The organism is Maribacter aquimaris, assembly GCF_014596745.1.
In the GTDB taxonomy this organism is placed as follows: Bacteria; Bacteroidota; Bacteroidia; order Flavobacteriales; family Flavobacteriaceae; genus Maribacter_A; species Maribacter_A aquimaris.
The window spans coordinates 239311-264378 of record NZ_JABTCF010000003.1 but is presented as its reverse complement, the minus strand read 5'-3'; the positions used below and the strand labels follow the sequence as shown (position 1 = coordinate 264378).

General features: G+C 37.3%; 19 protein-coding genes. 16 read left to right on the top strand and 3 right to left on the bottom strand.

Features of this window, described 5'->3' with window-relative positions; all coding sequences use genetic code 11:
- Positions 1 to 7 precede the first annotated feature (7 nt).
- On the top strand, positions 8 to 1771 hold the full coding sequence (locus HPE56_RS07120; protein ID WP_188243076.1) for an SGNH/GDSL hydrolase family protein: 1764 nt from the start codon (positions 8 to 10) through the stop codon (positions 1769 to 1771).
- Positions 1772 to 2012: 241 nt separating this feature from the next.
- Entirely contained in the window at positions 2013 to 3308 is a 1296-nt protein-coding gene (locus HPE56_RS07115) for a glycoside hydrolase family 28 protein (protein WP_317173184.1), read from the top strand.
- Between the two features lie 255 nt (positions 3309 to 3563).
- On the opposite strand, the gene HPE56_RS07110 is transcribed toward HPE56_RS07115, so the two are convergent.
- Together HPE56_RS07110 and HPE56_RS07105 are read right to left on the bottom strand one after the other, a co-directional pair.
- Complete coding sequence (locus HPE56_RS07110; RefSeq protein ID WP_188243074.1) at positions 3564 to 5180, bottom strand: glycoside hydrolase family 31 protein; 1617 nt, start codon at positions 5178 to 5180, stop codon at positions 3564 to 3566.
- A gap of 51 nt (positions 5181 to 5231) precedes the next feature.
- Entirely contained in the window at positions 5232 to 6830 is a 1599-nt protein-coding gene (locus HPE56_RS07105; RefSeq protein WP_188243073.1) for a sulfatase family protein, read from the bottom strand.
- Positions 6831 to 7755: 925 nt separating this feature from the next.
- Between HPE56_RS07105 and HPE56_RS07100 the strand changes: the two genes are divergently transcribed.
- The 11 genes from HPE56_RS07100 (at position 7756) to HPE56_RS20550 (ending at position 21260) form a co-directional block, all read left to right on the top strand.
- Positions 7756 to 8763: a Gfo/Idh/MocA family protein gene (locus tag HPE56_RS07100; protein WP_188243072.1), complete on the top strand. Its 1008-nt coding sequence runs from the start codon at positions 7756 to 7758 to the stop codon at positions 8761 to 8763.
- 10 nt (positions 8764 to 8773) lie between these two features.
- Positions 8774 to 9565 (top strand): 3-keto-disaccharide hydrolase, encoded by a 792-nt coding sequence (locus HPE56_RS07095; RefSeq protein ID WP_188243071.1) that lies wholly within the window; start codon positions 8774 to 8776, stop codon positions 9563 to 9565.
- Positions 9566 to 9581: 16 nt separating this feature from the next.
- Positions 9582 to 10799: an N-acetylglucosamine-6-phosphate deacetylase gene (gene nagA, locus HPE56_RS07090; RefSeq protein WP_188243070.1), complete on the top strand. Its 1218-nt coding sequence runs from the start codon at positions 9582 to 9584 to the stop codon at positions 10797 to 10799.
- Positions 10800 to 10841: 42 nt separating this feature from the next.
- The gene (locus HPE56_RS07085; protein WP_188243069.1) at positions 10842 to 12086 is read left to right on the top strand and encodes an Nramp family divalent metal transporter; all 1245 of its coding nucleotides are present in this window, start codon (positions 10842 to 10844) and stop codon (positions 12084 to 12086) included.
- Between the two features lie 9 nt (positions 12087 to 12095).
- Positions 12096 to 12869, top strand: coding sequence for a glucosamine-6-phosphate deaminase (locus HPE56_RS07080; protein ID WP_188243068.1), 774 nt, complete (start codon positions 12096 to 12098; stop codon positions 12867 to 12869).
- Positions 12870 to 13039: 170 nt separating this feature from the next.
- A complete protein-coding gene (locus tag HPE56_RS07075) occupies positions 13040 to 14386 on the top strand; it encodes a Gfo/Idh/MocA family protein (RefSeq protein WP_188243067.1) in 1347 nt (448 codons plus the stop codon).
- Positions 14387 to 14988: 602 nt separating this feature from the next.
- A complete protein-coding gene (locus HPE56_RS07070) occupies positions 14989 to 15969 on the top strand; it encodes a Gfo/Idh/MocA family protein (protein ID WP_188243066.1) in 981 nt (326 codons plus the stop codon).
- A 5-nt stretch (positions 15970 to 15974) separates the two neighbouring features.
- Positions 15975 to 17510, top strand: a complete 1536-nt coding sequence (locus HPE56_RS07065; RefSeq protein ID WP_188243065.1) for a sugar porter family MFS transporter — start codon at positions 15975 to 15977, stop codon at positions 17508 to 17510.
- Between the two features lie 3 nt (positions 17511 to 17513).
- Entirely contained in the window at positions 17514 to 19106 is a 1593-nt protein-coding gene (locus HPE56_RS07060; protein WP_188243064.1) for a glycoside hydrolase family 43 protein, read from the top strand.
- A gap of 6 nt (positions 19107 to 19112) precedes the next feature.
- Positions 19113 to 20243 carry a glycoside hydrolase family 26 protein gene (locus HPE56_RS07055; RefSeq protein WP_188243063.1) on the top strand — a complete coding sequence of 377 codons (1131 nt, stop codon included), beginning with the start codon at positions 19113 to 19115 and terminating at the stop codon, positions 20241 to 20243.
- Between the two features lie 141 nt (positions 20244 to 20384).
- Entirely contained in the window at positions 20385 to 21260 is an 876-nt protein-coding gene (locus HPE56_RS20550) for a universal stress protein (protein ID WP_188243062.1), read from the top strand.
- A 1013-nt stretch (positions 21261 to 22273) separates the two neighbouring features.
- Here the strand turns inward: HPE56_RS20550 and HPE56_RS07045 are convergent.
- Entirely contained in the window at positions 22274 to 22861 is a 588-nt protein-coding gene (locus HPE56_RS07045) for a hypothetical protein (protein ID WP_188243061.1), read from the bottom strand.
- A 201-nt stretch (positions 22862 to 23062) separates the two neighbouring features.
- On the opposite strand from HPE56_RS07045, the gene HPE56_RS07040 reads away from it, so the two are divergent.
- From HPE56_RS07040 to HPE56_RS07030, 3 genes are all read left to right on the top strand, one after another.
- On the top strand, positions 23063 to 23935 hold the full coding sequence (locus tag HPE56_RS07040; RefSeq protein WP_188243060.1) for an AraC family transcriptional regulator: 873 nt from the start codon (positions 23063 to 23065) through the stop codon (positions 23933 to 23935).
- Positions 23936 to 24077: 142 nt separating this feature from the next.
- A complete protein-coding gene (locus HPE56_RS07035; RefSeq protein WP_188243059.1) occupies positions 24078 to 24218 on the top strand; it encodes a hypothetical protein in 141 nt (46 codons plus the stop codon).
- 49 nt (positions 24219 to 24267) lie between these two features.
- Entirely contained in the window at positions 24268 to 25068 is an 801-nt protein-coding gene (locus HPE56_RS07030) for a damage-control phosphatase ARMT1 family protein (protein ID WP_188243058.1), read from the top strand.

The window sequence follows — 25068 nt, the reverse complement described above, 5'->3', positions numbered from 1 at the left end:
TACCACTATGAATAGATCAATATTATTACTACTTTTTATATTCGCAATAAATATTTCTTTTTCTCAAGAGGAAACCAAAATAAAATGGTGGAATCCTGCGGATAGTGAATTTCCTGTAATTGCAGGTCAAGCTTGGCCCAGTGAAGTGAAATCCGTTTATCATCGATTTCCAGAAAGGGCGGAAGCGTCCGTTAGGGAAGCCGTCTGGAATTTATCGAAACAATCAGCAGGTTTGTCTATTCGATTTTGGTCCAATGCCGACAGTATTCTAGTCAACTATCAGCTAAAAGAAGCTATTGCTATGCTTCACATGCCTGCTACGGGCGTTAGCGGTTTAGACCTATACAGTAAAACCAAGGATGGTGAATGGCTTCGTTGTTGGGGATCATATTCAATTGAAGCAGAAAGTAATTATTCCTTTCGAATTGATGGGAGTTCTGAATCGTATAAAAAGTATGGTCGGGAGTACCAGCTATTTTTACCGTTATACAATGAAGTTGAAAGGCTGGGGATTGGTGTGGTGGAGGAATCCTTTTTTAAGGTATTACCTACTCGTAATGAGAAGCCCATCGTAGCTTATGGAACTTCTATTTGCCAGGGAGCTTGTGCTTCACGCCCAGGAATGGCGTGGACAAATATATTAGAACGAAAACTGGAAAGACCTGTTATTAATCTTGGCTTTTCGGGTAATGGCAGATTGGAGCCGGAATTAATCGATTTAATGACAGAAATTGATGCGAAATTGTATATCCTGGATTGCTTGCCAAATTTAGATCCAGCAAAGGATGACACCTATAAGCTCACTATGGATGCCGTCAAAAAATTAAGGGAAAAGAGGCCAGGTATTCCCATCGTTTTGTCGGCCCATATTGGTTATGCGGATGAATTGACCAATAAAAAAAATAACGATGAAGTTATCGCACTCAATAATGAATTGGAAAAAGCTTTTAACGCCTTAAAATCGGAAGGAATCGATAACCTTTATCTATTGAAGAAACATGATCTAGCCTTGAATTTTGATATGTACGTTGATAGAATTCATCCCAACGATTATGGAATGATTCAATATGCAACGGTTTATGAGGATTTGATTAGGGGGATATTGGAGGAGCCGATTGGGAATTCAACCACAACCATCCCCAAGACCCAAAGTAGGGATATTGCTGTTTATAAATGGGAAGAAAGGCATCAGAAAGTACTTGAATTGAACAAAGCGGAAACACCAAAAATTTGTCTGTTCGGAAACTCTATAGTCAATTTTTGGGGAGGAGAACCAAAATCATCAATTGCTAGTGGGAAAGATTCGTGGGAGCGTATAATGAAACCAATGGGAGTACGGAATTTTGGGTTTGGATGGGACCGAATTGAAAATGTACTTTGGAGGGTATATCATGATGAACTTGATGGTTACGAAGCGGAACGGATTATTTTAATGATCGGCACAAATAACCTAGAACACAATAGTGGGATGGAAATAATCAAAGGTTTGGAAATGCTGATAAATGCCATTAAAATTCGCCAACCACAAAGCGATATTCTGATGATCGGAATATTACCTAGAACGGGTAAGGAAGAGGAAATTAGAGGCCTAAATTTAAAATTGGGGCAAATGGCAGATTCAAAAGCAATTGATTTCAGCATTATTGGCGACCAATTATTGCTCAAGGATGGAAAAATAGATGAATCATTGTTTACAGATGGATTGCATCCCAATCGTAAAGGCTATAAGATTTTAGCTAAAAAATTACAAGGGATAATTGTAGGTGAATAATTGAAGTATCAAGATTGGCAATCGAGTAGATGGCCAAGAACTTTCAGATAAACAGGATAAAAATCAAAAAATAAAGCTTAGGCAGTGATCTTATCCCCTGTCTTCATGGCCAATACGAATAGAATAGTTGAATAATCGGTTATTATAATCAAAAATCAAAATATCAATGAAAAAACCAAGCTTACTTTTAATTCTAATCTGTTTTACAATTTTTCACTCTTGTAAAACAGAAACACCCCCTGTGAAAATCCATGAAATAAGTGTTGAGGCACCTTTTGACATGCCAACTATTAAAATCCCGGATTTTAGTGATTGTAAGAGGATGTCTATAGTCGATTTTGGTGCGACACAGGGTGATAAGGAAAAAACATCCAAAGCAATTGCATTGGCAATCAATGAGGCCCATGAAATTGGTGGTGGGGTAGTGGTTATACCAGAAGGGGAGTGGATAACAGGAAAAGTTCATCTGAAGAGTAATGTCAACCTCCATTTAAACAAAGGGGCCATACTCGTTTTCTCAGAGGATCCTGATGATTATTTACCTGCTGTCCATACAACATGGGAAGGAATGGAATGCCTCAATTATTCCCCATTGATTTATGCGTACAAATGCAAGAATATCGCGATAACCGGCGCGGGGGAAATAAAGGCCAAAATGGATGTTTGGGAGGAATGGTTTTTACGTCCTCCGGGACACATGGACAATCTAAAGCGTTTATATAATTTGGCTTCCAAAGATGTCCCTGTGGAAGAAAGACAAATGGTAAATGGCAAGTCGCATATGCGACCTCAATTTATTCAATTCAATAGGAGTGAAAATATTCTATTGGAAGGAATTACCATAACCAATAGCCCATTTTGGGTTATTCATCCTTTTTTATCCAAGGATATTGTTATCAGGAATGTGAAAGTTTGGGCACATGGACATAATAATGATGGTGTAGATCCCGAAATGAGTCAGAATATCTTGATTGAAGACTGTGTTTTTGACCAAGGTGATGATGCCATTGCTATAAAATCTGGGCGTAATCAGGATGCGTGGCGTTTGAATACACCGACTAAAAACCTAGTGATCCAAAACTGTATTGTAAAAAATGGGCACCAGTTATTGGCCATAGGGAGTGAACTATCCGGTGGTGTAGAGAATGTATTTATGAATAATTGTGAAGTAGTGGACGGGGCAAAACTAAACCATCTGGTTTATATAAAAACCAATGAACGTAGAGGGGGGTATGTTAATAACATTTATGTGAACAATATTAAGGCAGGTAAGATTGATGAAGGCATTCTTGGCATTGAGACGGATGTATTATATCAATGGCGTGATTTGGTGCCAACATATGAAAAAAGATTGACCCCGATAAAGGATATCTATCTGGAAAATATACAATCAAAGGATGTTAAGTTCATTTCAAGGGTTCTAGGTCAGGAAGAATTACCTGTGGAAAATGTCTTTTTGAAGAACGTTTTGGCAGATACGATCCGGAATGAAAAATACATACATGAGAACATTTTAAATTTTAAGGACAGTAAGTGAAGGCAATAATTACTGGACATGGAATAAAAAGTGGAATACTGTGCCACTAAACTGTGTAATTTAAAATAACGAGGGTTTGACTTTATTTAAAAGTCGAACCCTTTTTTAATAGAGGCTAAGGAATTGGTCTTTAAATCCATCGTTGAATAATTCCTTATTCCCCAGAATGTGTAAATATTTAATATCGAACAAAAAAAAGCGGGGACGTGCCCCGCTTTTTTGTTTATACTATATAAGCTAATCCTAGTAAAATTGTTATTTCTTGGTAAAATAGGGTAAACGACTCAAAGGAACATCAATTTCTATGGTGCGGCCTCCTCTAAATGTTTTACCGTTTTCTGCCACCCATTTTCCTTTTGGTAAAATTACTTTTCGTTTTCGTTCGCCGTTTTTGACTACAGGGGCAACCAATATATGGTTTCCAAGCATGAATTGGTCCTTTATGGTTTCATATCCATTATTAGGATACGCTAAGGCCATCGGTTTAACTATAGGCTCTCCGGTTCGTGAGGCTTCTTCCGCCAATTCTAAAAATAGACTTCCCATTTTAGCATGTAATAATGCAGCTTCTAAACAGAACTGATTATTTTCTTCGGATAGGACCCGCCATGGGGCCACAGAGAATTGCATCATTGGCATCAAGGCATGAACCTGGGCTGAACGTACCACCAACTCCTCATCAATCGTAGTGGTATTCTCAAAAGACTGGTGCTCTCCACCACCAATCATATCAGGACATGTATAGGCATAGCCCATTAAACTTTGGGACATTAAATCAGGGATGAGTTTTTCGAGGTCGGTCCAAACATGTAGTTTGTCCCTTAGTCGCTGTGCTAGAGGTAAACCTGCCATTTTCCATGACGCTCTATATTCGTTCAATGGAAATTGTAATCCTAATTTGGCAAAGTAGGTAGTATGGTCATTTGGATTCATTCCAGGAACATAAGAAACAATATCCTCTGTATAAAACCCTGCGTCCCCAGCGTCAAATTTAAAACCATCCACACCGTATTCATCCATTAAGTATTTTAGCCTTCCTTCAAACCATTCTTGGGTATCCGGATTACTTAAATCCAGACAGGCACTGGCACCGTTCCACCATCGAAAAATTGCAGCCTTGTTTTTTGTATCCGCCCACAGTATATCCTGTGTTTTATCGGCATCCAATAGGAGCATTTTTTCTTTGGCCAAATGTCTGAAAGTTTCAGTATCAGCACTCACAAAAGGACAAACCCATAGCATAACCTTGAAACCCATGCCATGTAATTTCTTCATCATTCCTTTGGGATCCTTAAATCTGCGAGGGGAGAACTCCCAAGTGCCGTAACTTTCCTGCCAGTTGTCGTCTATCATGAGTACTCCTGGTGGATAGCCTTTATCAATTATGGCTTGTGCATATTTTAATATATCCTCCTCATTTTGGTTATAGATAAGTTCTATCCATGTATTGTATTGAGGTTTTGTAAACAATAGTTTCTCTGGGATTTTACCGTTAGGTGGGAAAAAATTCGCTACGGCATATTCATAAGAATCACGTAAATTTTGACCTGCAGTACCAAATTCAATTTTACCATCCCTAGAGGTGACCGTTATCTTTCCTTTATCAAAGGAATACTTTATGGGGGATTCGCTCCAAACGTATCTACCTTTACTCGATAACAACAATGGTTGCGCTTGATTTCCTTTGTTATCGCCCCAAAGGTCATGACTCTCAATAGTTTCTGAATCATAAGGTGTGTTGTGGCCAATAGAACTAAGTCCACCCCACCAGTATTCCCCTTGTTGTATTACAATCTCAATTTTTTCCTTATTCTGGGAATATGTGTTATACGTAGTTACCAGTAATAATGAAATCAATAGTATTTTTTTCATAGTTTTTTTATTTCAATTTTAAATTATGGTTTTCAAGTAAAAATAGGTCAATCAATCACCTATATCTTCAAAGTCAGAAGGGTTGACCCAACTAGTGCCAAGTTCTTCACCGGCTAGATATCTTTCGTAAAAATTGACACCTGTGGAATCGGCATAAATATAATTGTCGAATATTTGACCATTCCCCAATATTCTCGGGTCTTTTTGTTTTTTCAGCTCCTCGGTCATAAGCGTATTCAACGCATCCGATTTTTTGGAATATGCAGGATCGTCATAAATATTTACCATACATTCAGGATCTTGTTTTATGTTATATAGTTCAAACTCGGGTCTTTTCCCAAAACTTGAATCCCAGTAATGAAATGTTTCAGGGTTTTTCCTTAAGGCCAATAATTCGGTTTTAGTAGGGGAACCATCGCAATTTAAATAGCCGGTAATGGGATCTCCCGCTGGCCAACGGCTAGTTTCAAAATTCCGGACAAGGAGGTAGTCTCCCTTGACAATTCCACGGATGGGGTAACCCCAATCATGAGGTCGACCTACATCATGTCTTTCTTTTCCTATTAATATAAAATCATCTCTTGAGCTGTCTATATTTTCTGATTGGGTAGAATTAAAGATGGGCAGTAAACTTTTACCTATAATTGGCTTCATTCCTTGTTCGGAAGGTTCCAAATTAGCCAATTCCAGGAAGGTCGGCGCGAAATCGGCAAAAGATACCATGTCATTTATGGTACGGCCTGGTGATTTTATTCCATTTTTCCACATAATAGCCAATGGTAGATGATTGGAAAGTTCATATTCCTGGCCTTTCACCCTTGGAAAAGGCATTCCATTATCCGAAGTTACAACGATGACCGTATTGTCCAATTCTCCTCTTTCTTCCAAGGTTTTGAACATTTTACCTAATTGTTTGTCAAAATATTCAATTTCAAAGGCATAATCCAAAAGGTCTGACCTTACGGTGGCGTTATCTGGCCAAAACGAATAGATCTTGTCAATTTCCTCAAGTTTTTTACCTCCTTGTTTTATACCAATCCCTTTATCGTAAGCCCGATGGGGTTCTCTTGATCCAAACCAAAAACAGAAGGGGGAACTTTCTGTATTATCCGATAAAAAATCCGAAAAATTGGCGGCATAGTCATTTGTTGAAATAAAATCACCAGGGGGATCTGTTTGTTTTTCATCGTATGGTTTTCCCGTCAAAAAACGTTCACTACCATCGTCCAACTTTGCGATACCCGGCGCCCAACCTTTATCTGTATAACCAACGTGATACCCATTTTCTCCCAATACTTCGGGATAGGTCTTGAATTTTGTTGGAAAATATGCCCAATGATTCGCTGCTTCCTCCAATTGCCATGAATTTCTGCCGGTTAATATGATCGACCTCGAGGGAGCACACTTTGCGTTCGGTGTATATGCCCTTGAAAATAGAAGACCTTCTTTCGCTATCCTATCGAAATTTGGTGTTTTTATCCAATCGCATCCGTATATTCCCATATGTTCATAGGTAGCATCATCCATAATAGCTATCAGGATATTTGGCCTATTGGTTTCAATTGTTGCTTTTTCCTTTTTACATGAAATCAACAAGGTGATTGTCAAAATGAAAACTATGGTTCGAGAAGTTTTTTGAATTATCTTCATAATCTATCTATTTGGGTTAATGGGGTATTTGCAAGAATACAATCCATAATTTTCTTTTGATGATACAATTTAGTTGAACCTTCGGTTAAACCAGTACTCATCCTATTATGACCTATAGTACTATTTGAATAGTATCGATTAAAACCTGTTGCGACACCATTTGTAGTACATGTTTCCGCCACGTTGGTACTAGGTGTTGGTTTTTGGTTTGAAGTCATTAAATAGGTAAAGGTTTGTTGGCTACGGCTTACCAGTGAGGAAAATGCAATAAAACGCATTGTTATAAAACATGGGTTTGTCATGTTAAGCCAAAGATTAATGATATTTAAGATAAGTCAAATCGATTGTTAATCATTACTTATCAAATCTAAAAAATATATTTTCTTTCACAAGCTTATTATTATGTTTTTATTGTAGAAATGTTGTTTTTTGTTACGAAGGATTTCAATGGCAACTTTCACCTTGTTTTTGAAAAGAAATGGCATATAGGTTATTTTATGTCTATACTGGTTATAACGGTAGTTTATATCAGACATAATAAATCTTTAAGGTAAAAAAGTATTTGTAAATAATTCTTGCTGGATATGTATCTTTAGTACTCTATATTTTTGAATTATTAGCCCATTATTTAGGGGTTGATGGTGTTTTTGTCACAAACAAGACTTAAGGATATTATTTTAAAAAAAATAACTTTAAAAAAAACAAAAGAAAGGTTGTGAAAGTTTTAATGATATTCTTATTTTTGATTACTTCTCATGAATTAACGGGATTTCAAATTTGATGTACTGTTAAAGCGGTTTTTGAGGTTTTGGTTAACGTTCAATAGAAAATAATGATTAGGAAGTTTTTTGATGGTTTGATGATGGGGAATTGAACGCATGCTATTAATATATCACGACAAAACCCTTAAATAATAATTGATATAATGGGTACGTATTCAAATACGAGAAGGTCTTTTATTGAAAAATTGGGCAAAGGTGTTGCATTGTCTACAATAACACTATCGGGGCCATCTAGTTTCGCAACCAATTTAATCGCCAAAAGAACAGGTAAGCCAAAACCAATAAGAATTGGGGTCATTGGGGCGGAAAATTCACATACCAAGGGTTTTGGTAAACTCTTTAATATTGATAAAAAATTTCCTGGTGTTGAAATAAAATATGTTTGGGGGGAAACCGAGGAATTTGCAAAGGAAGCTATGAAACATGGGGGGATTCCCAATATGGTAAGGGACCCAAAAGAAATGATGGGTAAAATTGACGCGCTTATTGTAGACCACCGCGACGGCAAATATCATTTGGCAGCAGCTATTCCCTTTGTGAAAGCCGGTGTCCCGACTTTTGTGGACAAACCATTTTCCACTAATCTTCAAGAGGCCAAACAGTTTTTGGCCATGGCTCGTGAAGTGGGTACACCCGTTACTTCGTATAGTTCTATTGCACAAAGTTATGAGACCGATAATATCAAAAGTAAAGTGGATAAAATCGGTGAAATAAACCAAATAGTCCGTATTGGGCCCTATGATATCAATTCAATATATGGAGGGGCTTTTTTTTATGGAGCACATATGATACAACCGTTGACTAATATTTTTGGGGAAGATGTAGCAAAGGTAAGGGTGACTAAAAATGGTAAAGGTAAAAACGGAGCTCATTTGGTTTTCGGAAATGGCATGTTGGCTTCTTTGATTTTTTCTACAAAAAAATATGAATGGCGAACCTTTGTTGAAACGGATCAGGGGCTAACGGAAATGATCCCTGATGTTTTAACCAAGGATGTGTCCAAAGCGGATAAGGATATGGTAGACATGTTCAAAACAGGTAAGGAACCAAGGTCACATCAAAGTATTTTGAACGGTATTGCAATACTTGCTGCCCTTCAGAAATCTACCGATAGTAACCAATGGGAAGAGGTTGAAAAAATAACAATTTAGAAAGATAAATATGAAAAGAATCATTGTTTCCATTATGTTGGCTAGTTTATTTATAGTAAGCTGCAAACAAGAAAAAAAACAAAGTACCCACGATAAGGAGGAAATAGGGAATCAAAATCATAAGGAAAATGAATCTGACTGGCAACTATTGTTTGATGGAAAGACATTTGATGGGTGGCGTGGATTAGGTATGGAAAAAGTGCCTGACAAACATTGGACTATTGAGGATGGTACCATTAGGAAATTGAACAATGGCTTGGTTCCTTCCTTACCGGATGGACAGCCTATTGAAGGTGGGGATTTGATGACCATTGCAACCTTTGATAATTACGAACTTTATTTTGAATGGAAAATATCCAAGGCCGGTAATAGCGGAATAAAGTATAATGTGTCCGAAGCAATGTCCCAAAAGTATGATTCCCCCCACGGTGCAATTGGTTTTGAATATCAATTATTGGATGATACCGATGAATTATATGAAAACTTGAAGACTTCACATTTTACGGGTTCACTTTATGATATGATTGTAGCAAAGAATGTTGAATTGAAGCCTGTAGGGCAATTTAATTCAAGCAGGATAATCGTAAATGGCAACCATGTTGAGCATTGGTTGAATGGAAAAAGGGTAGTCGAATATGATTACGAATCCGCCCAATTGGATTCATTGTACCAAATTAGTAAGTATAAGGACTTTCCGGATTTCATTAAAAAGCGAAAAGGACATATTGTCTTACAAAACCATGATGATGATGCGTGGTTCCGGAATATAAAAATCAGAATACTAGACAGCAATAAAGAATAGCCCTAAACGAACCACTATGAAGATTACTTCAATTATATTATTGATCATTTTTGTTTTTACAGGCATTGGTAAAATAGAAACTACCAAATCTATGAAGGTAGAAGGTATTTCATATTTAGACAACAAGCCCGTTACCCTTACGATAAAAGGGGATAGAATTTCAACGATTACGCAATCCTTGAAAAAGAACACTGAAACCAAAATATTTATGGCACCTGGCTTAATTGATGTTCAGATCAATGGATATATGGGTGTTGATTTTTCTGGACCGGGCTTGACCGTTGAAGATATTAGGAAGGCTACCAAGGCTCTATGGAAAGTTGGGGTCACCAGTTATTTCCCCACCATCATCACAAGTGATATTAATAGGATCAAGGAGAATTTTGCAGTATTGGCAGCAGCAAGAAAGGATCCAGAGATCGGGCCGTCAATACCTGGTTTTCATTTGGAGGGACCCTATATCTCTCCTGTAGCAGGATTTAGGGGTGCCCATCTGGAAAAGTATATAAAAAATCCAGATTGGGAAGAATTCCAGGAAATACAAAAAGCAGCTGAAAATGGGATAGTGATAATTACAATGGCCCCAGAACTGGAAGGTGCTATTCCATTTATAAAAAAATGTACCGAAAGTGGGGTCGTGGTCTCTCTGGGCCATCATAATGGTTCTGCTATTCAGGTTAAAAATGCCGTTGATGCAGGAGCAAAAATGGCGACACACTTAGGGAATGGATGTGCGAATGAGATAAATCGTCACCACAATCCGCTTTGGCCTCAATTGTCAGATGATCGTATAACGACGAGTATTATTACAGATGGTTTTCATTTGACAAGAGAGGAAGTACGAAGTTTTTATAAGGTAAAGGGACCAAATAAGACAATCTTGGTGTCGGACGCTTTGGATTTGGCGGGATTGCCACCAGGGGAATATATTAGGGGGGAACGTAAATTGTTGCTTACACCGAACGTAGTGAAGCTTCCAAAGGAAAATGTGCTCGCGGGAGCGGCATCCCCTATAAGTAAGTGTTTGGGAGTGATGATGGAATATACACAATGTAGTCTTCCGGAAGCCATCCAAATGGCAAGTACGAATCCGGCCGAAATGTTTTCAATGGAAACTTTAGGTAAATTAGAAAAGGGTAAAAGGGCTGATTTGATACTATTTACCATGGATAAGAATGAAATGGTTATTCAAAAAACATACGTATCCGGCAAATTGGTCTATTCCAGGAACTAAATTTTTTAGAGTCAAAATATATTTAATAATAACATACTGTTCATGGCAAGCAATAAGATAATCAAGAAAATACTTTTAGCGTTAAGTGTTGTTGGCCCTGGTCTATTCCTAATTGGTTACAATATTGGTACAGGGAGTGTTACTACTATGGCCAAAACTGGAGCGGAACATGGTATGGGTTTATTTTGGGCTCTCGTACTTTCGTGTATTTTCACCTATATACTTATGGTTGCTTATGGAAAAGTGACCTTAGTTTCGGGTAATACCGCTCTTTTTAATTTTAAAAAAGAATTTCGTTGGGGCTGGTTACTTTCCCTCTATATAATTATCGCCCTTATAATAGGGGAGTTACTTGCCCTTATTGGGGTAATGGGAATCGTTGCCGACCTTGTTCAAGAAGGAATTAAGTTGGCCTTTAATGGGTTGGAGTTAAATACCTTTTGGATCATCCTCTTTTTTGTCTCGATACTCTATTTATTCCTATGGTTTGGTAGGTATCAAATGTTTGAAAAAATACTTACGGTTCTTGTAATCCTGATGGGGCTGTCATTTCTCCTTGTATTTATAATGGTGAAACCAAGCATGGGGGCTTTAATGGAAGGTATGGTTCCTTCAGTGCCCAATACCCCGGGCGCTTATATGTTGATAGCCGCTATAGCGGGGACGACTTGTTCGGCAGCTGTTTTTATCATGAGAAGTACTGTGGTAGCAGAGAAAGGTTGGGGGGTAAAGGATATAAAAAAAGAAAAAAGGGATGCCTTTGTTTCCGCTTCCATGATGCTTTTTCTCAGTGGGGTGATTATGGCCGTTGGAGCAGGAACGCTTCATGTTATGGGGCTGAAACTTGACAATACGGTCGATATGATACAGTTGTTCGAGCCCATTGGTGGAAAATTTTCGGCTTTTCTTTTAATTATAGGTATTACCGGTGCCGGATTGTCTACGGTATTCCCCATAGTTCTGATAGCGCCATGGCTGATTGCCGATTACACCGGAAAACCTCGTAATATACATTCTAACCAATCAAGAGTACTTATCGTAGTAGCATTGCTATTTACTTTTGGAACTGTTTTTATGGAAGAAAAGCCACCTATCTTAATGGTTTTTTCGCAAGCTTTTCAAGCTTTTATTCTTCCGGCCGTAGCGATTCCGATTTATATTTTGATTAACAGGGAATCTGTGATGCACGAGTATAAGGCAGGGGTTAAAATGAATATTGGTATCCTCGCGGTGATACTGTTTTCCTTAATAACATCATGGTTCGCAATGATGGAATTTATTTACTAAAATAGAAATATGAATACAACTTTTAAAGTTCAAGACCTGAACATAGATATTTACCAACGACCCGAGGAAATGGGGAAAGCAGCAGCTGATTTTGTTGAAATGAAAATCAATGAGGCTATTGCAAAAAAAGGTATAGCAAGGGTGATTTTGGCAACGGGATCTTCACAGTTCACTTTTTTAAAGGCTTTGAGGCTGGCAAAAATTGACTGGAAGAAAGTAATAGTTTTCCATTTGGATGAATATTACGGTATAGCCGATACGCATCCAGCAAGTTTCCGCAAATACCTAAAAGAGAGAATTTTGGATTTCGTCAATCCCTTAGAGGTTTATCTAATTAATGGGGATGCTGAAGATATAGAGGATGAAATGGACAAGTATGCCGCTAGATTAAGAGAGCATGAAATTGATGTAGCGTGTATTGGAATAGGGGAGAACGGCCATATTGCATTCAATGACCCTCCAGTTGCAGATTTCAACGATACCAAATTAGTGAAGTTGGTTGACTTGGACGAGCAATGTAGAAATCAACAATTAGGGGAAGGATGGTTCCCTACGATCGATGATGTTCCGAAAAAGGCTTTAACATTGACTATCCCGGCTATTATGAATAGTAAGGCAATCAGCTGTGTGGTACCTGACGAAAGAAAGGCGGAAGCAGTTTATAACGCCTTAAATGGAGACGTAACGACTGATTGCCCTGCTAGTGTGTTAAGAAGACATAACGATATAAGAATGTTTTTGGATGTGGAATCAGCGTCTCGATTACAAAATTCATTAAGCTAACCCATTATAGTCATTAGGCACTAGTACAACAATCGATTTGTTTGTAAGCCTGAAACAGGAAATATAATTGTGGAAGCCTTTTGTTACTTACAGGGTACTGATTTATAAAGGAAACAAGAGGACGAACGACGTGGTAAAATGATATAAAACAAGTATAATACAAACAAAATATGGAAAACAAACGAAGGGATTTTATAAAAAAGGCAGCTTTAGGTGTCTCATCCTTATCTATTGGAGGGGTGTTGCCAGGGTTCAGTGCTAAAAGTTATGGTAATATAATAGGGTCTAATGAACGTCTCAAGGTAGCCTGTATGGGTGTAAATAGCAGGGGTTATTCAGTGGGGTCTAATTTCGCCTTACAGTCAAACTGCGACGTTGTCTATTCTTGCGATGTAGATAAGAGGGCATCTGCAAAGTTCATCACCGGCATAGATAAAATACAAAACAGGAAACCCAAACATGTAACGGATTTTAGGGAGGCCTTGGATGATAAGAATGTTGATATCTTGGTTGTAACTGCTCCAGACCATTGGCATGCGCCTGCAGCCATAATGGCATGTAAGGCCGGTAAACATGTTTATTTAGAGAAACCGGCAAGTCATAACCCAAATGAAGGGGAACTAGCGGTAGCCGCATCCATTAAATACGATCGAGTGGTACAAATGGGTAACCAGCGACGCTCTTGGCCAAATGTTGTAAAGGGTATTAAAGATTTGAAAGAAGGTATTATCGGCCGACCTTATTTTGCCAAAACATGGTATACGAATAATCGTCCTACTATTGGGAAGGGAAAAGTAACAGAGGTACCGGACTGGTTGGATTATGAATTATGGCAAGGCCCTGCACCGCGCGAGGCGTTCAGGGATAATTTAATTCATTACAATTGGCATTGGTTCTGGAATTGGGGAACAGGTGAGGCACTGAATAATGGAACCCACTTTGTGGATTTGGCCAGATGGGGTCTAGGGGTGGAGTACCCCACCAAGGTAAGTTCCAATGGTGGTCGGTATCGTTATGATGACGATTGGGAAACTCCTGATACACAAATCATTAACCTGGAGTTTGATAATAATAGCCTGATGACATGGGAGGGACGAAGTTGTAACGGTCGTTCTGTCGAAGGAAGTAGTGTGGGTGTTATGTTCTATGGGGAAAATGGTTCTTTGGTTATAGAATCGGGGAATTCTTACAAGGTTTATGATTTAAACAATAAATTGATCAAGGCGGAAGACGGCATGGAAGAAATTAATGCCAATAACCTTTCGGATCCCTCTCAGTTTCTGGATATTTTACATATTCAAAACTTTTTTGATGCCATCCGGAAAGGAACACCGTTAAATTCCGATATTGATGGAGGGCATAAAAGTACTTTGCTCGTTCAATTGGGTAACATAGCATTGCGTTCTGGACAAAATTTGAAGATTGATCCTAAAAATGGACATATATTGGACAATAAAGAAGCAATGAAATATTGGAGTAGGGAATATGCTCCAGGATGGGAAAAGCTTTTATATTAATAATCAGAGAGGCTCCAGTAGGTTGAAATCGCCTCGGGTGCATGTGAATTAGAAGTAATTCCATGTTGATTGTCACAAAGTTTGATTAGAAACAGCTTCACTGGATTGGTTTTATTTTGGAATACTTTCGTGTTAATCGATTATGATATCAAAAAGGGAGTATGGCTTATTATTTTAATTCGCCAGCTTAACAACGGGTTTTGATTCCCAATTGTTGAGTTGGTTTTTACAAAGTTGTTGACCTTGGTTGGCAACTTTGTTTTATTCTAACCCTCTTTGTAGATGCCTAAACGAAAATGATCTCCCAATAAATTTGAGAAATCAAAAATCCAATTACTGTCTTTGCAGTTAATTTATTATTATTCAATTCCATATCGTGCTTTATATGAGGATTTAGGTGAAACTTGTATCACTTTAATCCATATAGAGTCGGGTTCCATTTAGAATAAGTATTGATTTCAATTTTACTCCTCCGCTTCATTTTTAATATCATCTGCTTCATATGTGCTACCCATTCTTTTGTAGGCCGATTAGCTTTGCCTAGCATCTAAGAAAGTTCCATTTAACAACTTCTTACAGTTCGAATCTTATAATAATCATACATGTCTAAACAAATTAACTGGGGTATTATAGGCTTGGGTAACATTGCGAACCAATTTTGTGGAGATTTATCCTTGGTGGAACAGGCTACTATATATGCCGTTGCCTCGCGTTCTAAAGAGAAATCAGAAGTGTTTGCTAAAAAACATGGCGCCGTCAAAAATTATGGTTCATACGATGCCCTATTTCAGGACCCTAATGTGGATATTGTATATATCGCAACCCCACATGATTCACATGCCCAATTAAGTATTGCTGCCATGAACCAAGGCAAGCATGTGCTCTGCGAAAAGCCTTTGGCCGTAAATACGGAGCAAGTAAAATCGATGATTGAGGCTTCCAAAGCCAATAAGGTGTATCTTATGGAAGCATTTTGGACTAGATTCAATCCTTCCATAGTGGAAATTAAAGAAAAGATAGCACAAGGGGTAATTGGCGATATTGTCCATATTAAAGCTGATTTTTCTTTTCCTCAGAATTTGGAAGATGAGTATGGGCGCAACTTGAACATGGCCTTGGCCGGTGGCGCCTTGTTGGATATGGGGCCGTATCCCGTGTTTTTGGCATATTTGCTTTTAGGCATACCTAATGATATTCAGGCATCTGCCCAGTTTCATGAAACCGGTGCTGATATTCAAACATCGGCGATATTTAACTATGATAATGCACAAGCGATGCTGTATACCGGATTTTGCCATGAAAGCGATATGATTGCTAGAATTTATGGTACTGAAGGCGAAATTCAAATTCATAGAATTTGGCACGAAGCACAAGGGTATAGCATCATTAAAGACGGTAAAAAAGTTGATTTTTTAAAACCGACAATAGGCAAGGGATTTGCCCATGAAATTATATCGTGTCAAGACCATTTGATGTCAAATGCGAAAGAGAACAAATTGTGGGCGTTGGGTGACAGTTTAAAGGTAATTGGTTTGCTCGATAAAATCAGGACTTCCATAGGATTAAAATATCCATTCGAATAGAACATATGAAAAAATCGATATTTATTGCTTTTGTGGTTTCATTAGGCGGATTCTTATTCGGTTTTGATGCAGGTATCATATCAGGAGTAATGTCATATGTTAACCCAGAGTATAACTTAGACGCATTACAATCGGGTTGGGTCGTAAGTTCGCCTTCCTTTGCAGCCATGTTTGCGATGTTATTGGCAGGCAGGCTAAGCGATTTTTTCGGTAGGAAAAAGTTACTGTTATATGTAGCCATAAGCTATGTGTTATCAGCATTGCTTTCGGCGTATTCAATTTCCTATGAAATGCTCTACATGGCCAGAATGTTAGGCGGTTTAGCATTCGGAGCGGCCTTAATTTTGGCGCCCACTTATATAGCGGAGATTTCTACAGGTAAAAATAGAGGCAAGCTCGTTTCGATACAACAGCTGAATATCGTTCTTGGCTTTTTCGCCGCGTTTTTAAGCAATTACTATTTTAATGCTTTTAATGAGAGTGGAAGTAGTTTTTTAAACGATGCGAACGTGTGGCGTTGGATGCTCGGTGTCGAAATTATTCCGGCGATTCTTTATTTCATTTTGCTTTTTTTTGTTCCTAAAAGTCCGAGATGGTTGTTTTTGAATAATAGGGAAGAAGAAGCAAAGCAAGTGATGTATAGCCTTCATGACGAGCAATTGGCAACCGAAGAAATTAGTGCAATAAAAGCAAGCCTGCATCAAAATAGAAACCAGAATAAGGTTAAGCTTTCTGATTTATTTAAACCAGCGCTGCGTTTTATAATTATTGTAGGTTTGGTTCTAGCTGTTTTACAACAAATTACAGGTATAAATGCTATTTATTTCTATGCAACCTCGATTTTTAAGCAAACGGGTATTGGTACCGGAGCAGCTTTTAAATCTGGAATATTATTGAGTCTTACCACCGTGGTTTTTACCGTCTTGGCCATTTTTCTAATCGATAGAGTAGGAAGAAGACCGTTATTGTTGGTAGGTATTGCCGGTATTTCAATAAGCCTACTCGTATGCGCATATGGTTTTAATAATGCAACCTACCAATTGACCGAATCGGAAATTGGTTCTTTCGAAGGTCTTGATGGGCAGAAGTTGATGCCACTGGCAACTAAGGATTACACCAGTGATGTCACCTTTAAAAGTGACGTTAAGCAAGCTATCGGAAACCAAGAATATCAAAAATTTGAGGGCGCTATTCTAGAGAAGGCGACAGATATGAATGCAAATTTGGTTTTATTTGGTATACTTGGTTTTATAGCGTGTTTTGCATTTTCTCTAGGCCCCGTAATGTGGGTTATGCTATCTGAACTATATCCTAACGCCTATCGCGGCTTGGCTATCGGTAGTCTCGGTTTTGTAAATTCTTTCATAAGCTGGGGCGTGCAACAAGTGTTTCCTTGGGAACTTGACAACTTAGGAAGTACGATGACGTTCTTAATTTTCGGAGTCATAGCACTCATCGGATTTTTCATTTTACTTAAAATCTTGCCGGAAACTAAAGGAAAATCATTAGAAGAATTAGAAAAAGAACTGGTCCAAAGTTAAGTTATGATTGAAAACCCAATTTTACGAGGTTTTAACCCTGACCCATCAATTATTAGAGTCAACGATGACTACTACATTGCAACATCTACCTTTGAATGGTTTCCAGGGGTTCAAATTCATCATTCCACAGATTTAAAAAATTGGCAACTCATCGGTAGGCCATTGAATCGTCTTTCGCAATTGGATTTAAAGGGTTGTCCTGATTCTTGTGGTGTTTGGGCACCTTGCTTATCCTACGATAATGGGATTTTCTATTTGGTGTACAGTAACGTGCGTTCATTCGATGGCGTCTGGAAAGACACCCCTAATTATTTGGTAACAGCTTCTGATATAAATGGCCCATGGAGTGATCCGATTTATTTATCATCAAGAGGATTCGACGGTTCTTTATTTCACGACAGCAACGGAAAAAAATGGTTTCTAAATATGTTAGTAGACCATAGAAAAGGAAAGTTTTTTGGAGGGATTGAAATGCAGGAATATTCACCCAAGGAAAAGCAACTTATCGGGAAAGTACATTTTCTAACCAACGGAAGTAGTTTGGGTTTAAGTGAAGGCCCTCATATATTTCAAAAGAATGGTTACTATTATCTAATTTTGGCAGAAGGCGGTACAGAATACAATCACGCGCTTTCAGTAGCTCGAAGCAAGACTATTTTCGGTCCTTATGAGTATCATCCTGATAACCCTGTTATCTCAACGAAAGAAAATCCTGAAAATAAGCTACAAAAATCTGGACATGGTGATTTTGTTCAAACCCAAAATGGCGATTGGTATGCCGTCTTTCTGGTAAGTAGACCATTATCTACTCTTGGCAGATGCACCTTAGGTCGAGAAACGGGGATTGAAGAGATCGTATGGCGAGACCAATGGCCTTATTTGAAAAATGGCACAAAAGTTCCTAACTCGGAAGTACCTGCACCTAAGCTAGTGGGGCATGGTCATACATTGTCAAAAACCAAAACCACCTTTGATAATACGGCACTTGATATACATTTTCAGTCGTTACGAATTCCTATAACAGAACATTGGTGCTCCTTATCCCAAAGAGAGGGCTTTTTGCGACTCTACGGTAAAGAATCACTTAGTTCAACGCACAATCAAAGTATTATAGCCCGTCGTATTCAAAGCTTCAATGTTGAAGTAAGTACAAAAATTGAATTTCGTCCCAATACATTTCAACAAATGGCTGGCCTTGTATTCTATTATAATACAGGTCATTATCATTATGCGTGTATAACGGCTAACTACACTGGTGAAAAAAAATACCTGTCTATCTTTTCGATGGATAATTTTACGCAAATTTCACAAGAAGAGCTAGTTGACGTGACGGATTTTGATTCGGTGATTATAAAAGGAATCATGTACAATGATAGCCTTCAATTTTATTTCAGTACCAAAGAGGGGGAAAAAGCACAAACACTAGGTACGGTATTAGATGCCAGTATTCTCTCTGATGACTACGTGCAGAAGGGTAGCCAAAGATATCGACCGGCATTTACGGGTTCGTTCGTGGGAATTTGCTGCCAAGATTTAGCATATAATAAATTGCATGCCGATTTTGAATGGTTCGATTATAATGAAATATCACACTAAAATAATATGAAACAAATAGTACTTCTATTACTTGTTATCATCACATCTTGTGGTGAAAAAGCGAAAGCTCCAAACAAAGCTGAAAAACAAGAACCCACAAAAAGAAAACTTGCAAAATTTGAACCTAAAGATGGTGAGGTTTTACTTTTTGTAGGCCAAGAATTGGAAGCTGTCGGAGGATTAGAGGAGTATAATGACGGTTACTTAGATCATTTTGATACACCAGCAGGTTGGACTACCTACACCAATATCAACCCAGGTGAAGAATCGTTTGGCAGAATTCAAGAAGGGCTCGATGGTTTGTACGAAACGCACGATTGGGGAGATAACGATTACAATGCAACGCTACAGTTGGAAGATGAGGATTACAAGGATATGGCATTGGCAATCGGACTCCAATTCGTAAACCATGAAGAAAAAGTCGCTGACGGTACCCATGATAAGTATATTGATCAATTAGGAGATTTTTTACTTTCTTTAGGCAAGCGGCCTGTTTTCTTGAGAATAGCCTACGAATTTGACGGCGATCCATGGAATCATTATGACCGCAAGAGCACAATCGCTGCCTATAGGAGAATAGTGGATTTACTTCGTGCTAAGGGGGTTAACAATACAGCTTATGTTTGGCAGTCTGCCGGTAAAATGGCCCCCGATGAGGAACATTTGGAAAATTGGTATCCTGGCGACGATTATGTAGACTGGCTTGGGATATCTTTCTTTAACGGTTGGAAAAAACAAAAAATGATTCCATTTGCACGTAAAAAGGGAAAACCTGTTTTTATTGCGGAGGCAACACCAACAAGTTCAGATTTGATTAATGATCCAGAAGAAAATCAAGGGCTTACCAAAGAAATGAAACTTAATATACCAGAACAGGCCGAAATGGCCTGGAAAGAGTGGTTTGTTCCATTCTTTAAAACTATTGATGATAATCCAGATGTAGTAAAAGCGGTTCATTATATTAATTGTCATTGGAATTCTCACCCAATGTGGCTAGATAATCCAACCTTCAAAAATGTAGATGCCCGATTACAATTAAGTGATACGATTAGCAAAAGATGGAAGGCAATAACATCTAAGCCGAAATATATAAAGTCATCGCCAAATTTGTATACTGAAATGTACAATCAGCAATAGCCCCTTCTTTAAAAATCTTCAAATAACCGCTGCTGGCTAGAAAAAATGACATGGGTCATTATGGTTTAGAAGGTTGGATGACATAGGTCATTTCTATTTTCCCTATAGAGTTATATTTTTAATACAAATTAAAATCTAAGCGTGAAAACAATTCTATACGCCACAGATTATTCCGGGAATTCCGTGGCCGCCTTAAAATATGCCCGTGAAATGTTAAACCAGATAGGTACCCGTTTGGTAGTTACCCATGTATTTGATTATCCTACTGTCTTGGGAACGGAGATGCTTTCAGAACCTTTCCCACAATTAGAGAAAGATGCTTTTACAACGCACCGTTCCAAATTGGAGCAATTCTGTGAAGAACATTTGGGCCGCAATTGGGAGAATCCGAAAATACAGCTAGAGGCGGTAGAAAATAAGTCTGTTGTAAAGGGTATTATTTCGGTAGCCGATGAATGGCATGCCTATTTGATCGTCATTGGTATAAAAGGTGGTAGCGTACTGCGCGAAATGATTATGGGAAGCACCACAAAGCATCTTATTGAAAAAGCGCCCTGCCCCATTTTGTCCATTCCGGCGGATGTAAGTCATGCTCCGATTAAAACTATCGTTTATGCCACGGATTTCGAGGAAGAGGATGTGTATGCCATTCGAAAATTAGCTGAAATGGCTGAACAACTCGATGCTGAAATAAAAGTCGTTCATATCTCCACAAAGGAAGAATATAAGGGAGAGATACAAATGAAATGGTTCAAAAAGATGCTGCACAAGAAAGTAACTTATAAGCGCATTCATTTTGAGCTATTGTTTGCCGAGGATGTTTTTGATGCCCTTAGAATCTATCTCGGAGATAAGAATGCAGATTTGATGGTTATGCTGGAAAGAGAGCATAAAAGCATCATAAAAAAATGGTTCCATCGGGATCTTGTCAAAAAAATGGAATCTTATGGTAGGGTTCCACTCTTAAGTTTTAGAGGGGCTAACCATCAATTATTTTATTTTAACCAACCACTTTAAATCGAATTGAAATGGGAAGAAGGATATTTAGAATAGTAATAGCAATATCTGTCGTATTAGGGATTTATTTTTTTATTTCAAAAGATGCTCATTCCAAGGTGTTTTCTGTTATAATGTCGAGCCTAACCTTTCTTCTTTTTAGTTTTGGAATACATGGACTTATTGCACATTCGCTAAGGCCTACATCGAAGGGTAATCTTATTGTTTACCCTATATTAATGTGGGCACTTTGGGCAGTCCTATTTTTATTGTTCGTATTTTTTGTAATTCCATTTTACTGCCCGGATTTTTTAATCAAGATCTAGTTACTTCATCGTTTCAGTACTTTCGATCATTTCAATATACATTATATGTAAATTGGCTCTTTGGGCTAATTCCGCCCTAAGAAAGCCTTTTTTCAAATACTATATTTTATGCGATAATCAAAATCGATTGATACTTTCCCATAGAATTACTTGCTAACTACAGTATGCAGAACAAATTTTAGTATTTGTTCCCTGCCACAAATTATGGGGCACATTTTGATTGCGGTCTGCTTAAAATAATGTGCGCCACTCCTTGTTTCTGTATATAGGGGTCTTTTTTAATGAGACAACTTCTTATATAATTACATCCTTTGTTTTGGATAACCACAACCTCTAATGACCGTTAAACAAGACCACTTTGCCAAAATAAGGAATCTTCGATCCGTATACCCCGAACATGGTCTCCAATAGTAGTTTCGATAATACCCCCTTTTAAGGGAAACAAGAAATACATTGAAACACACAAGGTGTTTACACTAATTGGATGCTTTTTGATTTCCCATGGGGTAAGAGACAAGGATTTTATTGACTGGTAGTATGGTGTTACTCTTATTTTCGGATTAACATCATAAGTTTATGCTTAATGTATATGCGTGTAAAATAGAATTCCCCAACTATTTTTAAATAGAAACAGGGACCATATTGAAAGTCATGGTCAGAGGGTTATTTCTTCCGACCATGACTGTTTAATGAACCATTTTTTTCGAACTATAGTTTCATGTAATCAACGAAAGTTCTTCCCTCAATTTTAGTTTCTATTTTGTAATTTCCCCTTTCAGTTTTGTTTAAACTATACATTCTATTAACGTTCTGAGTATTTTCTATCGTTTCAGAATGTATTAATTTAAAACCATTATCATCAAAATATATATTGATTTCCAAAGGGCGTTTATTTGAACATGGGCTAGAGATATATACCAGATTTCCTTCAGACTTTACAAATGGTCTGAGTTCATTTTTTTCGTTTTCTTTTTTAATATCAGCAACAGTTGCTTTAATAGTAAAAGGGATGGTTTTAATTTTTAAGTCCTTAACTAATTCAAAAAAGTAATCGCCATCCGGAAGTTTGGTTAAATCGAATGCTTTAATATAATCTCCGGAATTCTGAATCGTTTCGCTATAAAGGGTAATTCCGAAAGCATCTTTAACGAAGAGTTTATTTCCCTGTTTAACATTGATTAATGTTAACGTCGTTTTTGGGTCATCATTAAAAGTATTTACAGTTGAATTTGCGTTTACAAGGAAAGTAGTAAACATAACTATGAATACTAAACTGTTTTTAATTAAATTTTTCATTGTGTGAATATTTAAATTAATTATAGTACAAAGTTAGGAGGGATTTGAATGTTGGAAAACATCAGGATTGACCACATTCTATTCTAAATTAACCTGCATGTATCATTTCAGCTTTAAAAAAGGATAATATAAAATATAATTGAGTTGAATTTGTATAATTATCTCCCAAGAAGATATTACCTTTGAGTATAATTTTCGGTTATGATTATAAAAAAGCCGATTTATAAAAAATTAAATGCAGAATTTGAAAATTCAATTCTGATAGTGCAACGTACCGAACGATTGGATAGTAAGACCGCCTTTTGGCACTTTCATCCAGAATTGGAATTACATTACGTCAATAAAGGATATGGAAAGAGACATGTAGGAAATCATATATCTTATTTTAACAATAGCCAGCTGCTCTTAATAGGCTCGAATTTACCGCATAAAGGATTTACGGATGGAATGATAAATAATGGAAAAGAAACCATTATTCAATTTAAGAAGGAATTTTTAGGGGAAACGTTTTTTAGCCTCCCACAAATGAAAGATATCAATAGACTTTTTGAGAGAGCAAAAAAAGGACTATTGTTCAATCCAAAGATAAAAAGGGAAATTGGACCAAAAATCGAGGATTTAATAAATTGGGATGGATATGATAGATGTATAAAGTTTTTAGATGTTCTTCATGAATTGGCCTTATCTGATGATTACAGAATTCTAAATCCGGAAGGGTTTAATTTTGAAGTGGAACCGCAGGATACAGCAAAAATCGATATTATTTATAAACATGTAAATAGCAATTTTAAGAATCAGATACCTTTAGAAGAAGTTGCGGATGCGGTAAGTATGACCGTGCCTGCGTTCTGTAGATATTTTAAAAAAGTAACAGGAAAGACATTTACTAAATTGGTTAATGAATATCGCGTTGTACATGCCACTAAATTATTACAGGAAAGCCAAAGTAGTATTACAGATATATGTTACGAATGTGGATTTAACAGTTTTTCCCACTTTAATAAAATGTTTAAAGAAATTACGGGGAAAAGCGCTTCAAAATATAGAAGCAAATTGAAGAAACTTGTTCAATGATCTAAATCATATATTATTTCAACTTTAAAACAGCAATAATGAAACACTCCTTTTTACTTCGGGATAAGAAGGGCAAGGCGATAATCCTTCTTGAATTATTTGTTCATTCCATAGAGACGAGAAAAGTTTTTCCCATAACTGTATGGAAGTAGAAGATCGTGAAAGTATTTCGGCTAAATGTGTGAAAAGCAAATATCCAGTAATAAGAAATAAACGAATTGATAAGGCTGATATCTTGTTTGTTAAAGATAAAGCCGGAAATATATTTGAATTAACATTATAAAATAATGAAAACTTACCTTGATTGTATTCCTTGTTTTATGCAATAAGCATTGCGTGCGGGAAGATTGGCTACTACTGATGAAAAAGAAATAAAACAAATTCTCGATAAAACAGGAGAATTGGTAAAAAACGTTTCCATGAATGCCACACCTGCAGAAACGGGAATGATGGTTTATGGTATTGTACGGGAAGTTACAGGAGTTCAAGACCCATTTAAAGCTATCAAAGAACAACATATTAAAGAAACTAAAGCCATTTATCCTGAATTGGAAAAGCTAGTGGCTAATTCTGACGACAAGCTTCTTACGGCCATAAAAATTGCCATTGCTGGAAATATTATTGATTTGGGAGTTAGCAGAGCATTTGATATAGTAAGCGATGTAGAAAATATTCTGAAACAGGATTTTGCAATTTTCGACTATACTGCTTTTAAAAAGCAATTGGAAAAAACCAAGAGCATCCTTTACATTGGTGACAATGTAGGGGAATCGGTTTTCGATAAAATACTTATCAAAGAATTAAAAAAACCAGTAAAATTTGCTGTACGAGCCATTCCCATTATAAATGATGTTACTTGGGAAGATGCTATTGCTTCCGGATTAGACGAAGTTGCAGAATTAATTGATTCGGGATGCGAGTCTCCGGGTATTATTCTTGATCAAAGCACACCTGAATTTCTCGAACTTTTCAATACAACAGATCTTGTTATAAGTAAAGGTCAGGGAAATTTCGAGGGATTATCTGATTGTAACAGACAGGTATTTTTCTTATTGAAATCAAAATGCCCGATTATCGCAAATCATCTAGGTATAGAAGATAATTCGATTATTCTTAAAGAACATAAAATCTAG